Genomic DNA, 15,488 nt, shown 5'->3' on the forward strand with positions numbered 1-15,488 from the left:
TGACGGGCTCGTACACTCGGCCGATCCGCTCTTCCCGAGGTTGACCGCCTAGTGTTCGCTCGTCTTTTTGCCCTGCCGTATTTCTTCCTTGTCAGCCTCATGATGCTGCTGCCGATGGCGCCTGCCCAGGCCGTCAGTTTGCCGGGGCTGCTCAACAACTCGGCGAAAACCCAGCCCGAAGCCCAGCAACCCTTGGGTCAATCCCTCGACGAAGTGATCAAGTCCCTGGAGAACGACCAGCAGCGCACCAAACTGCTGGCGGACCTGAAGAAGTTGCGCGACGTCACCAAAAAGGCCCAACCGACCGCCGAAGAAGGCGTACTCGGCCTGATCGGCGGCACCCTGGCCAATTTCGAAAAGCAGTTCACCGGCGCCGACAGCCCTGTCACACGCTGGTCCAATGAGTTCGAACTGGCCAAGGATGAATTGTCGGCGCTGATGCTGCCGGCCAATGAATGGCTGCCGATCATCTTTGCCTTTGCCATGATCCTGATGGTCTGGAGCCTGCTGGCGGCCGCGCTGATCTGGGTCAGCCACCGGGTACGCATGCGCTTCGGCCTGACCGAAGAACTGCCGCAACACCCCAAGGCCCTCGACATGCTGCGCTTCGCCCTGCGCAAGCTCGGGCCGTGGCTGATTGCCCTGGTGATGACCGTTTATATGACCTACGCGCTGCCTTCGTCTTTGGGCAAGAGCCTGGCGATGGTGCTGGCCTATGCGCTGGTGGTCGGCACCTGTTTCTCGGCGATCTGTGTGATCGCTTTCTCCGTGCTCGACGGCCCGCACCGCCATCGCGCCTTGTACATCCTGCGCCATCAGGCGTTCCGGCCGTTGTGGCTGATCGGCAGTTTCGCCGCGTTCGGTGAGGCCCTGAGTGATCCGCGCCTGGTCGCCAGTCTCGGCAGCCATCTCGCCCATACCGCCGCAACGGTCGCCAATGTCCTTGCCGCGTTGTCCACCGGCCTGTTCATCCTGCGTTTTCGCCGGCCGATTGCGCATTTGATCCGCAACCAGCCGTTGTCCCGACGCCTGACCCGCCGCGCCCTCAGCGATACCATCGATATCCTCGGCACCTTCTGGTATGTGCCGGCGCTGGTGCTGGTGTGCATTTCGCTGTTCGCCACCTTCATTTCGGCGGGCGACACCAGCACCGCGTTGCGCCAGTCGCTGATCTGCACCGTGCTGCTGGTGTTGTGCATGGTCATCAACGGACTGGTCCGTCGGCACTCGCTGAAACCGCAACGCGGAGTGAAGCGCCACGCACTGTATTCCGATCGTTTGAAAAGCTTCTGCTACACCCTCGCTCACCTGCTGGTGTGGCTGGTGTTTATCGAACTCGGCTTGCGGGTCTGGGGCATGTCGCTGATTGCCTTCACCGAAGGTGAAGGCCATGAAGTCAGCGTCAAGTTGTTCAGCCTCGCCGGCACGCTGATTTTCGCCTGGCTGATCTGGATCCTCAGCGACACCGCCGTGCACCACGCCCTCACCCGCTCACGCAAAGGCCTGGCCAACGCGCGGGCGCAGACGATGATGCCGCTGATCCGCAACGTGCTGTTCGTGGCGATCTTCATCATCGCGCTGATCGTCGCCCTGGCGAACATGGGCATGAACGTCACGCCGCTGCTGGCCGGTGCCGGTGTGATCGGCCTGGCCATCGGTTTTGGTGCGCAGTCGCTGGTCGCCGACTTGATCACCGGCCTATTCATCATCATCGAAGACTCCCTGGCCATCGACGACTACGTGGACGTCGGCGGTCACCTGGGCACCGTCGAAGGCCTGACCATCCGCACCGTGCGCCTGCGCGACATCGACGGCATCGTCCACACCATTCCGTTCAGCGAAATCAAAAGCATCAAGAACTACTCCCGGGAATTCGGCTACGCGATCTTCCGGGTGGCGGTGCCTTCCAACATGGACATCGACGAAGCGATCAAACTGATGCGCGAAGTCGGCCAGAAAATGCGCACCGACCCGCTGCAACGCCGCAACATCTGGTCGCCGCTGGAGATCCAGGGTGTCGAGAGTTTCGAGTCCGGCAACGCGATTCTTCGCGCCCGCTTCAAGACCGCGCCAATCAAGCAGTGGGAAGTGTCCCGGGCATTTAACTTATCGCTCAAGCGCCATCTGGATGAGGCCGGGATGGACCTGGCGACACCGCGCATGAGCGTGCAAGTGGTCACGGCCGGTGGCGGACCGCAGAAGGAATAGCACTTAGGCGCGAGGTTCGGGTCACAGGCAGGGCAGCCAGAAAAACAATAACCATGGAGAAACCCGATGCAGCTCACACGCATTGCCCAGACCGTTTTGCTGACCCTCCTCGCCGGCCATGCCGGCGCCGCAACGCTGGATAGCGCCCGCGAGCAAATCGCCGTTCAGGCCACGGCGCTTGAACCGGAACTGCTGGAAACCCGCCGCGACATCCACGCGCACCCGGAACTGGGCAACACCGAAAAACGCACCGCGGAACTGGTGGCCAAGCAACTGCGGGCCATGGGCCTGGAGGTCAAGACCGGCGTCGCCCGCACCGGCGTGGTCGCCATCCTCAAGGGCGCCCTGCCCGGCCCGACCGTGGCCCTGCGCGCCGACATGGATGCGCTGCCGGTCAAGGAAGTTTCGGACCTGCCCTTCGCCTCGAAAGCCAAGGGCACCTACCTCGATAAAGAAGTCGATGTGATGCACGCCTGTGGCCACGACACCCACACCGCGATCCTGCTGAGCACGGCGAAAATCCTCACCGGCATGCGCGACACCTTGCCCGGCACCGTGGTGTTCTATTTCCAGCCCGCCGAGGAAGGTCCGAGCGACTTCATCCCCGATGGCAAAAACACCTGGGGCGCGAAAATGATGATCGAGGAAGGCGTGATGAAAGCGCCGAAACCGGACGCAGTCTTCGGCCTGCACGTGTGGGCCGGCGTCCCCGCCGGCCAGATCGCCTACCGCCCTGGCCCGACCCTGGCCAGCTCCGACGACCTGCGGATCAAAATCCTCGGCAAACAAACCCACGCCGGCCGCCCGTGGGACGGCATCGACCCGATCACCGTCGGCGCGCAAACCATCGTCGGCCTGCAAACAGTGGTCAGCCGCCGCACCGACATCTCGTCATATCCGTCAGTGGTCAGCATCGGCACCATCAACGGCGGCACCCGCTACAACATCATCCCCGAGTCCGTGGACATGACCGGCACCCTCCGCTCCTACGACTACGGCATCCGCCAGAAACTGCACGCCGACGTACGCCAGACCGTTGAGAAAATCGCCGAGAGCGGCGGCGCGAAGGCTGAAGTGACGATCATCGAGAAATACGACCCGACGATTAACAACCCGGCGCTGACCGAGAAGATGCTACCGACCCTGCGCTGGGCGGCGAAGGATGACGTGGTGCAAGGGCCGCTGGTGGGCGGCGCGGAGGACTTCTCGTTCTATGCCAAGGAAACACCGGGGTTGTTCGTGTTTCTCGGGGTCACGCCGCGGGACCAGGACATGAGCAAAGCGGCGCCGAATCATAATCCGGGGTTCTTTGTCGATGAGTCGGCGTTGGTGGTTGGGGTAAGAACCCTGGCGTCGTTGGCGACCGATTACCTCTATAGCAAACCCTGACGTCATTGTAGGAGCGAGCGGTGCGGCGATCCGACTTGCCCGCGAAGACGTCATTTCAGCCAACAGCAATGTTGAATGTAAGTACGTCTTCGCGGGCAAGTCGGATCGCCGCACCGCTCGCTCCTACAGGGAATCACACGACGTCAACGCCTACATGAATCGCATCGTGGCGCCAAAACTCCAGGTCACAATCGATCAGCCGTTCATGCTGATCGTAATTGACCCGGGCAATCCGCAAGCCCGGGCTCCCCACTGACACCCGCAGCGCCGCCGCCGCATCCACCGACAATGAAGTCGGCACGATCTCGAAGCGCACCCGCCCGTAGTGCAAATCGTAGTGCCGCGCATACAGCTCGGTAATCGACTGATTCAGATCGAAGTCGAGAATCCCCGGAAAATACTGCGGGTTCAGGTAGTGCTCGACATACAACACCAGCCGCCCATCGATGCGCCGGGCCCGGCATATCTGGATCACGCTCGACAACGCCGGCAACTGCAACCACGCACACACCGCCGCCGACGCCGGCTGCAAACGCGCAGAAATCACCTCGGTCGACGGCACCCGCCCCTGGGCGCTGACCATCGCGTGGAAGTGACTGCGCTGCATCAGGTTGTAGGCCAGGCGCGGCGGCGAGACGAACCAGCCACGGCGCTCCTCGCGATAAATCTGGCCCTGCGCTTCCAACTGCAACAACGCTTCGCGCACGGTAATGCGCGTGGTACCGAACAACTCACTGAGCTTGCGCTCGGCCGGCAACTTGCTGCCAGCCGCCAACAGGCCGTGGTCGAGCTGCTCTTGCAGGACCTGGCCAATGGCTGTCACCGCTTTTGTTGCCTCATCGCGCATCAACGTTACCTATCTGGACTAGACCAGCACTGTTTCGGGGCAGAACCGCACGGTAAAACCGGCTCGTTTCAACATTCTGCAAGCCTAGGCAGTGCAGATGACTGAGAGATGACAGCTGCCCAACGGTCATCCCCGGCGCCAGTCAAAACCTTGCAATACATCGGCCAAGTGCCTTGCGTAGCGGGCCTTTGCCCATGGTCTACGCTTACCGGGCACCCGCCAATTCCGGGCAAATAAAAGTCCTGCCGGGCGACCAGCGACATGAAAGTGTCATGCAGTCCCCTTAGATTGGCTCAGGTATTGCTGACCTAGACCAACACAACCGCAATCGCAGCGTTGAAAACGCCCAAAGGAGCTTCGGATGAAACAGCTTTTCCTGGCATCACTGTTAGGCTCGACCATTGCCATGTGCACCGCCGCCATGGCTGCTGATACGGATTTGAAAACTCTTGAAGCCGCTGCGATAGCGGAAGGCGCCGTCAACAGCGTCGGCATGCCCGATGACTGGGCCAACTGGAAAGGCACCTGGGAAGACCTGGCCAAGAACTACGGCCTGAAACACATCGACACCGACATGAGCTCGGCCCAGGAAATCGCCAAGTTCGCCGCTGAAAAAGACAACGCCAGTGCCGACATCGGCGACGTCGGTGCCGCCTTCGGCCCGATCGCGGTCAAGCAAGGCGTGGTGCAACCGTACAAGCCAAGCACCTGGGCACAGGTCCCGGACTGGGCCAAGGACAAGGACGGCAACTGGGCGTTGGCCTACACCGGCACCATCGCATTTATCGTCAACAAGAAGCTGCTGCACGGTTCCGAAGCACCGACCAAATGGGCTGACCTCAAGACCGGCAAATACAAAGTCTCCATCGGTGACGTGAGCACCGCCGCCCAGGCCGCCAACGGTGTACTGGCTGCAGCGCTGGCCAACGGTGGCGACGAGAAGAACCTGCAACCTGCCCTGCTGCTGTTCGCAGACATCGCCAAGCAAGGTCGTCTCTCGATGGCCAACCCGACCATCGCCACCATGGAAAAAGGCGAGATCGAAGTCGGCGTGGTCTGGGACTTCAACGGCCTGAGCTACAAGGCCAAGATGGCTAACCCCGATGACTACACCGTGCTGATTCCATCCGACGGTTCGGTGATTTCCGGTTACACCACCATCATCAACAAATACGCGAAGAACCCGAACGCCGCCAAGCTGACCCGTGAATACATCTTCAGTGACGCCGGCCAGATCAACCTGGCGCGCGGCAACGCTCGTCCGATCCGCGCCGAGCACCTGCAACTGCCGGCCGACGTCCAGGCCAAACTGCTGCCGAACGAGCAGTACAAAGGCGTGACGCCGATCAAGGACGCGGATGCGTGGGAGAAGACCTCCAAGGCCCTGCCGCAGAAGTGGAACGAAGAAGTCATCGTAGAAATGAAGTAATGCTTCATCTGTAGGAGCAAAGCTTGCTCGCGATGCAGGCAACTCGGTCTTCCAGATGGAGCCAACTCGGTCTTCCAAATGACCGAGTTGATACCATCGCGGGCAAGCCTTGCTCCAACAGATTTCGCTGATATTTAAATGTTTTGCGGAGTCATCGCCCCTATGAAGCACAACGTCATCCTTGTCGTGCTCGACGGCCTCAACTACGAAGTCGCGCGCCACGCCATGGGGCACCTGCAGGCTTACGTCGGCGCAGGACGCGCAGCGCTCTACAAACTGGAGTGCGAACTGCCGGCCCTGTCCCGACCGCTGTATGAATGCATCCTGACCGGCGTTACGCCGATCGACAGTGGCATCGTCCACAACAACGTCTCGCGCCTGTCCAACCAGCGCAGCATCTATCACTACGCCCGCGACGCCGGCCTGACCACTGCAGCGGCGGCATATCACTGGGTCAGCGAGTTGTATAACCGTTCGCCGTTCGTGGCCGCCCGGGACCGTCACACCGACGACCCGCAACTGCCGATCCAGCACGGTCACTTCTACTGGAGCGATCACTACCCGGACTCGCACCTGTTCGCCGACGCGGAAAACCTGCGCCTGCGTCATGCGCCGAACTTTCTGTTGATCCACCCGATGAACATCGACGACGCTGGGCACAAGCACGGCCTCGACACCCCGCAATACCGCAACAGCGCACGCTTCGCCGACATTTACCTCGCGGATTACCTGCAAGGCTGGCTCGACGCCGGGTATCAAGTGCTGGTGACCGCCGATCACGGCATGAACAACGACCGCTCCCACAACGGCCTGTTGCCGGAAGAGCGCGAAGTGCCGCTGTTCGTCCTCGGCGACGCCTTCAGCTTCAATGCCGGCGCCGCACCGAAACAGACGGAGATCTGCGGCACCGTCTGCGAACTGCTGGGCGTGGCCCACGACAAACCTGTGTGCCGGGAGCTGCTCAAGTGAATTCTATAACCCGCGGCAAATGGCTGGCGGCCTTATGTTTGGTGCCCTTCGCGCTGTTCTTTATCGTGTTCGAAATCGCCCCACTGGTGTGGGTGATGATCAACAGCCTGCAATCGGAAGAGTTCGGCTGGGGCATCGAAAACTTCACCAAGATCTTCAGTTCGAAGTTCTACTTGCAGGCGATCCAGTACAGCCTCGAGATCAGTTTCTGGTCCAGCGTGTTCGGGATCATCATCGCAGTGCTTGGCGCCTATTCCTTGCGCCGGGTCGACTCGAAACTGCGCAACTTCGTCAACGCCTTCGCCAACATGACCAGCAACTTTGCCGGTGTGCCGTTGGCCTTCGCCTTCATCATTCTGCTGGGCTTCAACGGCAGCTTCACCATCATGCTCAAGCAGGCCGGGATCATTCAGGATTTCAACCTGTACTCGAAAACCGGGCTGATCATTCTCTACACCTACTTCCAGATTCCCCTCGGCGTGCTGCTGCTCTACCCGGCCTTCGATGCCCTGCGCGAAGACTGGCGCGAGTCCGCCGAACTGCTTGGCGCCAATGGCTGGCAATACTGGCGCCACATCGGTTTGCCGGTGCTGACCCCGGCGCTGCTCGGCACCTTCGTCATCCTGCTGGCCAACGCCCTCGGCGCCTACGCCACGGTCTACGCGCTGACCACCGGCAACTTCAACGTGCTGCCGATCCGCATCGCAGCAATGGTGTCTGGCGACATTTCCCTGGATCCGAACCTCGCCAGTGCCCTGGCCGTGGTGCTGGTGGCGTTGATGACCCTGGTGACCATCGTGCATCAGCTGCTGTTGAAGAGGAGCTACCATGTCTCGCGCTGAATTAGGGCCGGTCGGTGTCTACCACCGGGTCGTGGTGTATCTGCTGTTCGCCATTCTGCTGCTACCGCTGGCCGGTACGCTGATCTACTCGATCGCCAGCAGTTGGTCGGCGACCATTCTGCCCAGCGGCTTCACCTTCAAATGGTACGTGCAGCTGTGGAGCGATCCGCGTTTTTTGCATGCCTTCGGCCAGTCGCTGCTGGTGTGCGTCGGAGCGCTGATTCTTTCGGTGGTGCTGATTCTGCCGCTGCTGTTCGTGGTGCATTACCACTTCCCGAAACTCGATGCGCTGATGAACATCCTGATCCTGCTGCCCTTCGCGGTGCCGCCGGTGGTGTCGTCGGTAGGGTTGCTGCAACTCTACGGTTCCGGGCCGTTTGCGATGGTCGGGACGCCGTGGATTCTGATCGGCTGCTACTTCACCGTGGCGCTGCCGTTCATGTACCGCGCGATCACCAACAACCTGCAAGCGATCAACCTGCGCGACCTGATGGACGCCGCCCAACTGCTCGGTGCCAGCACCTTTCAAGCGGCGTACCTGGTGGTGCTGCCGAACTTGCGCAAGGGTTTGATGGTGGCGTTGCTGCTGTCGTTCTCGTTCCTGTTCGGCGAGTTCGTGTTCGCCAACATCCTGGTCGGCACCCGCTACGAAACCCTGCAGGTGTACCTCAACAACATGCGTAACAGCAGCGGCCATTTCACCAGTGCGCTGGTGATTTCCTACTTCTTCTTTGTGCTGGTTCTGACCTGGGCGGCCAATATCTTGAACAAGGACAAAAGCGAATGAGCTATGTCAGCGTCCAACATCTGCAGAAAAACTACGCCGGCACCACCGTGTTCAGCGACATCAATTGCGAAATCCAGAAGGGCGAATTCGTCACCCTCCTCGGCCCGTCCGGTTGCGGCAAGTCCACGCTGCTGCGCTGCATCGCCGGGCTGACCTCGGTGGATGGCGGCAAGATCCTGCTCGATGGCGTCGATATCGTGCCGCTGAGCCCGCAGAAACGCGGGATCGGCATGGTGTTCCAGAGTTACGCGCTGTTCCCGAACATGACCGTGGAACAGAACGTCGCCTTCGGATTGCGCATGCAAAAGGTCAACGCCGACGACAGCCACAAGCGCGTCGCCGAAGTGCTGAAACTGGTGGAGCTGAATGACTTCGCCACGCGTTATCCGCATCAGCTGTCCGGCGGCCAATGTCAGCGGGTGGCACTGGCCCGCTCGCTGGTCACCCGTCCACGGCTGTTGCTGCTGGATGAACCGTTGTCGGCCCTGGATGCACGGATTCGCAAGCACCTGCGCGAACAGATCCGTGCGATCCAGCGCGAACTCGGCCTGACTACGATTTTCGTCACACACGATCAGGAAGAAGCCCTGACCATGTCTGACCGGATTTTCCTGATGAATCAGGGAAAGATCGTACAGAGCGGCGATGCCGAGACCCTTTACACTGCGCCGGTGGATGTGTTCGCCGCCGGCTTCATCGGCAACTACAACCTGCTGGACGCCGATGCCGCCTCGAAGTTGCTGCAACGGCCGATCAGCCACCGCATCGCGATTCGCCCGGAGGCCATCGAACTGAGCCTCAACGGCGAACTCGATGCGCAAATCCGCAGCCACAGCCTGTTGGGTAATGTGATTCGCTACCGGGTCGAAGCCCGGGGCGTGGAATTGGTGGTGGATGTGCTGAACCGCTCGGCGGCCGACCTGCATCCCGATGGTCAGCGCCTGGCGCTTTCCATCGATCCGACGGCCCTGTGTGAGGTAGCCTGATGCCTTTGCTGATGTTGAAGAGAGAACTGCACTGATGGCCCTGGCAATTTTTGATCTGGACGAAACCCTGATCCACGGCGACTGCGCCACCCTTTGGAGCGAACAGATGGGCCGGTTGGGCTGGGTCGATCCCGAATCGTTCATGCGGCAGAACAACCAACTGATGGACGCCTACAGCCACGGCAAGCTGCGGATGGAGGACTACATGACCTTCAGCCTGGAACCGATGATCGGCCGTACGCCGGAAGAGGTCGATCACCTGGTCGGCCCTTGGGTTGAAGACTTTATCGAACCGATTATCTTCAGCGACGCCACCAAAGCCATCGCCGCCCACCGCAAGGCCGGCGACCGGATCCTGGTGATCTCGGCGTCGGGCACGCACCTGGTGCGACCGATTGCCGATCGCCTGGGGATCGACGAGATTCTCGCGATCGAACTGGAAGTGGCCCATGGGGTTTATAGCGGCCACACGGTCGGCACACTGACCTACCGCGAAGGCAAGATCACCCGCTTGCTGGAGTGGCTGGATGCCGAAGAGGAAAACCTCGAAGGCGCGAGTTTCTACTCGGACTCACGCAATGACCTGCCGTTGTTGCTGAAGGTGGATTTCCCGCATGTGGTGAATCCGGATCCGGTGTTGCTTGAGCATGCCGAAAAGGCCGGCTGGCCGATCCATCTCTGGAAATAACCTCCACCTGATCGTTCCCACGCTCCGCGTGGGAATGCCTCAATGGGCGCTCTGCGTCCGCTGTTGGGACGCGGAGCGTCCCGGGCTGCATTCCCACGCGGAGCGTTGGAACGATCAGTGACAAGGCTCAGGTCAGGCTTTCGTCAATCAACAACACCAACTTCCCCGCCACCTTATTGCTCGCCAACTCTGCAAACGCCGCTTCGGCATCCTTGATCGCAAACGCCTTGGCCAACTGTGGCTTCAACCGCCCTTCCGCAAACAACGGCCACACATGCTGGCTCAGATCACTGAACAGATCGGCCTTGAACTGATCGTCCCGGCTGCGCAAGGTCGAACCCAGCAGTTGCACGCGCTTGCCCAACACCTGCGCCAGATCCAGCTTCGCCTCGCGGCCACCCATCAGACCGATCAGCACCCAACGACCATCGAGGGCGGTCAGCTTGAGATTCAGCGCCGCGTAATTGCCGCCCACCGGATCCAGGATCACATTGAACGGCCCCAGGTCACTCAAGCTCTCCAGATCCCCGGTGCGCACCACGCCGCCCTGGGCGCCCAAGGCTTCGCAGTACGCCAATCGCTCGGCGGACCCGACGCTGACCCAGCACGGGCTGCCAAACGCCTTACACAACTGAATGGCGGCTGAACCGATTCCACTTGCCCCGGCGTGCAGCAGAACTTTCTCACCGGGTTTGAGGCCGGCCAGATGAAATAAATTTAACCAAACAGTCGCGTAGACCTCGGGCAGCGCCGCCGCCTCGGCCAACGACAAACCTTCAGGCACCGGCAGCACGTGCCGTCCGTCGACAACCACCTCTTCGGCCATCCCGCCCCCGGCCAGCAAGGCGCAGACCCGGTCCCCCACCTGCCAGGACGAGCCCGCACCGACCTCGCTGATCACCCCCGAACACTCAAGACCCAGCACCTGACTGGCTCCCGGCGGTGGCGGATAAAGGCCTGCCTTCTGTAACAAATCGGCGCGATTGAGGCCCGCTGCCGCCACACGGATCCGAACTTGTCCTACATCACACGTAGGACTCGGCTCTTCAACCCACTCCACTTGACCGTCAACGCCTTGCAATGCTTTCACAGTGCCTCCATAGTGAGTCTGGACTGAGCCCGTAGCTGTAGCGCCGGGCTTTCTTGCATTATGTGACCGGCCCTTTGTGGAACCGGCGACTTCAAAGACGGCCTAATATGCGTGATCAATTGTCCCCGCGTCGAATCAGCATGAAGCATCTGTTCCCCAGCACCGCCCTAGCCCTATTTATCGGTATCGGCCTCTTGCCGTTATCGAGCAATTCGTTTGCCGCCAATAGCTGGGACAACCTTCAGCCTGATCGTGACGAAGTAATCGCCAGTCTGAACGTCGTCGAGCTGCTCAAGCGCCATCACTACAGCAAGCCGCCGCTCGATGACGCGCGCTCGGTGATTATCTACGACAGCTACCTCAAGCTGCTGGATCCGTCGCGCAGCTACTTCATGGCCAGCGACATTGCCGAATTCGACAAGTGGAAAACCCAGTTTGACGACTTCCTCAAAAGCGGCGACCTGAACGCCGGGTTCACCATCTACAAGCGCTACCTGGACCGCGTCAAAGCGCGTCTGGACTTTGCCCTTGCAGAGTTGAACAAGGGCGTCGACAAAATCGACTTCACCACCAAGGAATCCTTGCTGATCGATCGCAAGGACGCCCCGTGGCTCAAGTCCACCGCCGAGCTCGACGACCTGTGGCGCAAACGCGTCAAGGACGAAGTGCTGCGCCAGAAGATCTCCGGCAAGGATTCCAAGCAGATCCAGGAAACCCTGACCAAGCGCTACAAGAACCAGTTGGCGCGCCTGGACCAGACCCGTCCGGAAGACATCTTCCAGGCGTACATCAACACCTTCGCCATGTCCTATGACCCGCATACCAACTATCTGTCGCCGGATAACGCGGAAAACTTCGACATCAACATGAGCCTGTCCCTCGAGGGCATCGGCGCCGTGTTGCAGAGCGATAACGACCAGGTCAAAGTCGTGCGCCTGGTGCCGGCAGGTCCGGCTGACAAGACCAAACTGGTGGCCCCGGCCGACAAGATCATCGGCGTGGCCCAGGGCAACAAAGAGATGGTCGACGTGGTCGGCTGGCGCCTGGACGAAGTGGTCAAGCTGATCCGTGGGCCGAAGGGCACCATCGTGCGCCTGGAAGTGATCCCGGCCAGCAATGCGCCAAACGACCAGACCAGCAAGATCGTGCCGATCACCCGCGAAGCGGTGAAGCTTGAAGATCAGGCGGTGAAAAAGTCGGTCCTCAACCTGAAACAGGATGGCAAGGACTACAAGCTCGGCGTCATCGAGATCCCGGCCTTCTACCTGGACTTCAAGGCGTTCCGTGCTGGCGATCCGGATTACAAGAGCACCACCCGCGACGTCAAAAAACTGCTGACCGAGTTGCAGAAAGACAAAGTCGACGGCGTGGTCATCGACCTGCGCAACAACGGCGGCGGTTCCTTGCAGGAAGCCACCGAGCTGACCAGTCTGTTCATCGACAAAGGTCCGACCGTACTCGTGCGTAATGCCGATGGCCGGGTCGATGTGCTGGAAGACGAAAATCCGGGGGCGTTCTACAAAGGCCCGATGGCGTTGCTGGTCAACCGCTTGTCGGCCTCGGCTTCGGAGATTTTCGCCGGCGCCATGCAGGACTACCACCGCGCCTTGATCATCGGTGGCCAGACCTTCGGCAAAGGCACCGTGCAGACCATTCAGCCGCTGAACCATGGCGAACTGAAACTGACCCTGGCCAAGTTCTACCGGGTCTCCGGCCAGAGCACCCAGCATCAGGGCGTACTGCCGGATGTGGATTTCCCGTCGATCATCGACACCAAGGAAATCGGCGAAAGCGCACTGCCGGAAGCCATGCCGTGGGACACCATCAAAGCCTCGATCAAACCGGCAACCGACCCGTTCAAGCCGTACATCGCCGAGCTCAAGTCCGAGCATGACGTACGTTCGGCCAAAGACGCGGAGTTCGTGTTCATCCGCGACAAGCTGGCCCTGGCCCAGAAGCTGATGGAAGAAAAAACCGTCAGCCTCAACGAAGCCGATCGTCGCAAGCAACATGCCGACATCGAAGCCAAGCAACTGGTCATGGAAAACATCCGTCGCAAGGCCAAGGGCGAAGAACCGCTCAAAGAGCTGAAGAAAGAAGACGAAGATGCGATCGCGGCCGAGCCGGACAAGGTCAAGCCGGAAGACGATGCCTACCTGAGCGAAACCGGGCGAGTGCTGCTGGATTACTTGAAACTGAGTAACCAGGTGGCCAAGCACTAAGATGATGGCAATTTAATGTTGACGCTCCCCGGAGCGTCATCAAACAGTCATCATTCTGTCGTGAAATGAAGGACTGGGAGCTCACTGCTCCCAGTCCTTTTTTTATCGCCAGAGAACGCCATGACCACGACCGAACAGCTGAGTGCCTTGAGTTCAATACTGGCTCAAAGCGGTTTGCACAGCCTGTTCCAGCCGATCATCTCCCTCTCTGAACGACGAATTGTCGGCTACGAAGCCCTGAGCCGTGGTCCCTCCAACAGCCCGCTGCACTCCCCCATCGCCCTGTTCGCCGTGGCCCGTCAGGCCGGGCGCCTCAGTGAGTTGGAAATCGCCTGCCGCCAGAGCGCATGCCGGCGGTTCAATGACCAGCAACTGCCGGGCAAGTTGTTCCTCAACGTGTCGCCGGAATCCCTGCTCGAAGCCGCCCATCAACCCGGGCGCACCCTGCAATTGCTCCAGGATTTCGGCATCCCGCCCAGCCAGGTAGTGATCGAACTCACCGAACAAACCCCGACCGATGATTTCCAGTTGCTGCAAAACGCCTTGCATCACTATCGGGCGATGGGGTTTTCCATCGCGCTGGATGATCTGGGCGCGGGGTATTCGAGTTTGCGTTTGTGGTCGGAGCTGCGCCCGGACTACGTGAAGATTGATCGGCACTTCATCGACGGCATCCACCAGGACGCGCTCAAGCGTGAGTTCGTCGGTTCGATCCTGCAAATCGCCAAAGCCTCCCGCGCGCAAGTGATCGCCGAAGGTATCGAGTTGCCGGAAGAACTCGCGGTGCTGACCGAAATGGGTGTCGATCTGGTGCAGGGTTATCTGCTTTGCCGCCCGCAAGAGCATCCGCCGCGGGACGCTCGAACCCTGATGCCCAAACAGGAAAGCACGGCTGTGGCGCTAAATGATGACAGCAGCGACCTCAGCGCCCTGCTCAACGATCAACCGGCCGTGCACCGCGACACGCCGACAGCCGAGGTGCTGGAAGCCTTCCGCCGCCAGGCCAACCTCAACTCCCTGGCGGTGCTCGACGAACAAGGCCAGCCCTGCGGCATCGTCCACCGCCATTCGCTCTCCGACGCACTGCTCAAGCCCTTCGCCACTGACCTCTTTGCGCGCAAACCCATCAGCCGCCTGATGAATGACGACTTCCTCGCCGTCGAGATGAGCCAGTCGCTGCAACAAGTCAGCCGCCTCATCACCAGCCGCGCCCGGCAACGCATCGAAGAAGACTTCATCATCACCCTCAACGGCGGTTATTTGGGATTGGGCCGAGTCATCGACGTGCTCAAACTGATCACCGAACTCAAGATCCAACAAGCCCGCTACGCCAACCCGCTGACCCTGTTGCCCGGCAACGTGCCGATCCAGCAATGCCTGACACGGCTGCTGCAACAGGCGCGGGAATCGGTGATCTGCTACGTCGACATCGACAGCTTCAAACCCTTCAACGACATCTACGGCTACGGCCGGGGGGATGAAGTCCTACTGTGTCTGGCGCAATGTCTGAATGATCGTGTCGATCCTTCCCGCGACTTTGTCGGGCATATCGGTGGTGATGACTTCTTACTGGTGCTTGGGCCGGAAGACTGGCGCAAACGGTTGAACCAGTTGCTGGATGATTTCCATAGCCAGTGTCGGCGGTTCTATCGCGCTGAACATCTGGAGGCTGGGTGTTTTATCGCGCCCAACCGCCAGGGTGTAAGGCAGGAGTTTCCGTTGTTGTCGTTGTCGATTGGCGTAGTACATCTGCACCCGGAGGCCTGTGGACAACTCGATGCCAGCCAGTTGGCCGAGATGGCATCACAAGCCAAACACCACGCGAAGAATGTTCCGGGGCACAGCGTGCATGTGATTGATAGCCTCGCAATGCCCGAAGCTGAAGACACACTACTCGCCGGCCATCGCTAATCTGATCGTTCCCACGCTCCGCGTGGGACGATCATCATTCTTTGATCATGAGCTTGTGGAATGGGTCTTAGTGTAACTAAGCGATCAACTTCGCAAGTTTTAACAAAGGTTTACACCAGC

Annotated in this window: 12 protein-coding genes; 10 read left to right on the plus strand and 2 right to left on the minus strand. The window is 60.2% G+C overall.

The features are described from left to right. Nucleotides 1-51: 51 nt before the first annotated feature. Both HKK52_RS11425 and HKK52_RS11430 read left to right on the plus strand, forming a co-directional pair. Nucleotides 52-2,208: a mechanosensitive ion channel family protein gene (locus HKK52_RS11425; RefSeq protein ID WP_169370908.1), complete on the plus strand. Its 2,157-nt coding sequence runs from the start codon at nt 52-54 to the stop codon at nt 2,206-2,208. Between the two features lie 66 nt (nt 2,209-2,274). After that, nucleotides 2,275-3,597, plus strand: coding sequence for an amidohydrolase (locus HKK52_RS11430; protein ID WP_169370909.1), 1,323 nt, complete (start codon nt 2,275-2,277; stop codon nt 3,595-3,597). Nucleotides 3,598-3,730: 133 nt separating this feature from the next. On the opposite strand, the gene HKK52_RS11435 is transcribed toward HKK52_RS11430, so the two are convergent. Next, complete coding sequence (locus tag HKK52_RS11435; RefSeq protein WP_123510692.1) at nt 3,731-4,444, minus strand: UTRA domain-containing protein; 714 nt, start codon at nt 4,442-4,444, stop codon at nt 3,731-3,733. A 361-nt stretch (nt 4,445-4,805) separates the two neighbouring features. Between HKK52_RS11435 and HKK52_RS11440 the strand changes: the two genes are divergently transcribed. The 6 genes from HKK52_RS11440 to HKK52_RS11465 all read left to right on the plus strand — a co-directional run bounded on the left by HKK52_RS11440 (nt 4,806) and on the right by HKK52_RS11465 (nt 10,145). Continuing rightward, entirely contained in the window at nt 4,806-5,873 is a 1,068-nt protein-coding gene (locus HKK52_RS11440) for an ABC transporter substrate-binding protein (RefSeq protein ID WP_169370910.1), read from the plus strand. A 162-nt stretch (nt 5,874-6,035) separates the two neighbouring features. Then, nucleotides 6,036-6,842, plus strand: coding sequence for an alkaline phosphatase family protein (locus HKK52_RS11445; RefSeq protein ID WP_169370911.1), 807 nt, complete (start codon nt 6,036-6,038; stop codon nt 6,840-6,842). After that, nucleotides 6,839-7,684, plus strand: a complete 846-nt coding sequence (locus HKK52_RS11450) for an ABC transporter permease (RefSeq protein WP_169370912.1) — start codon at nt 6,839-6,841, stop codon at nt 7,682-7,684. The genes HKK52_RS11445 and HKK52_RS11450 overlap by 4 nt, the downstream gene beginning before the upstream one ends. Continuing rightward, entirely contained in the window at nt 7,671-8,471 is an 801-nt protein-coding gene (locus tag HKK52_RS11455) for an ABC transporter permease (RefSeq protein WP_169370913.1), read from the plus strand. The genes HKK52_RS11450 and HKK52_RS11455 overlap by 14 nt, the downstream gene beginning before the upstream one ends. Then, nucleotides 8,468-9,457, plus strand: coding sequence for an ABC transporter ATP-binding protein (locus HKK52_RS11460; protein WP_169370914.1), 990 nt, complete (start codon nt 8,468-8,470; stop codon nt 9,455-9,457). Before HKK52_RS11455 ends, HKK52_RS11460 begins: the two co-directional genes overlap by 4 nt. 34 nt (nt 9,458-9,491) lie before the next feature. After that, complete coding sequence (locus tag HKK52_RS11465) at nt 9,492-10,145, plus strand: HAD family hydrolase (RefSeq protein WP_169370915.1); 654 nt, start codon at nt 9,492-9,494, stop codon at nt 10,143-10,145. Nucleotides 10,146-10,272: 127 nt separating this feature from the next. Here HKK52_RS11465 and HKK52_RS11470 read toward each other — a convergent pair whose 3' ends face one another. Further along, nucleotides 10,273-11,235, minus strand: coding sequence for an NAD(P)H-quinone oxidoreductase (locus HKK52_RS11470; protein ID WP_169370916.1), 963 nt, complete (start codon nt 11,233-11,235; stop codon nt 10,273-10,275). A gap of 140 nt (nt 11,236-11,375) precedes the next feature. Between HKK52_RS11470 and HKK52_RS11475 the strand changes: the two genes are divergently transcribed. Then, nucleotides 11,376-13,457, plus strand: a complete 2,082-nt coding sequence (locus HKK52_RS11475; RefSeq protein WP_169374228.1) for a carboxy terminal-processing peptidase — start codon at nt 11,376-11,378, stop codon at nt 13,455-13,457. A gap of 120 nt (nt 13,458-13,577) precedes the next feature. After that, nucleotides 13,578-15,368 (plus strand): bifunctional diguanylate cyclase/phosphodiesterase, encoded by a 1,791-nt coding sequence (locus HKK52_RS11480; protein WP_169370917.1) that lies wholly within the window; start codon nt 13,578-13,580, stop codon nt 15,366-15,368. Nucleotides 15,369-15,488: the final 120 nt, after the last annotated feature.

The sequence above is a fragment of the Pseudomonas sp. ADAK2 genome, from assembly GCF_012935755.1.
In the GTDB taxonomy this organism is placed as follows: Bacteria; Pseudomonadota; Gammaproteobacteria; order Pseudomonadales; family Pseudomonadaceae; genus Aquipseudomonas.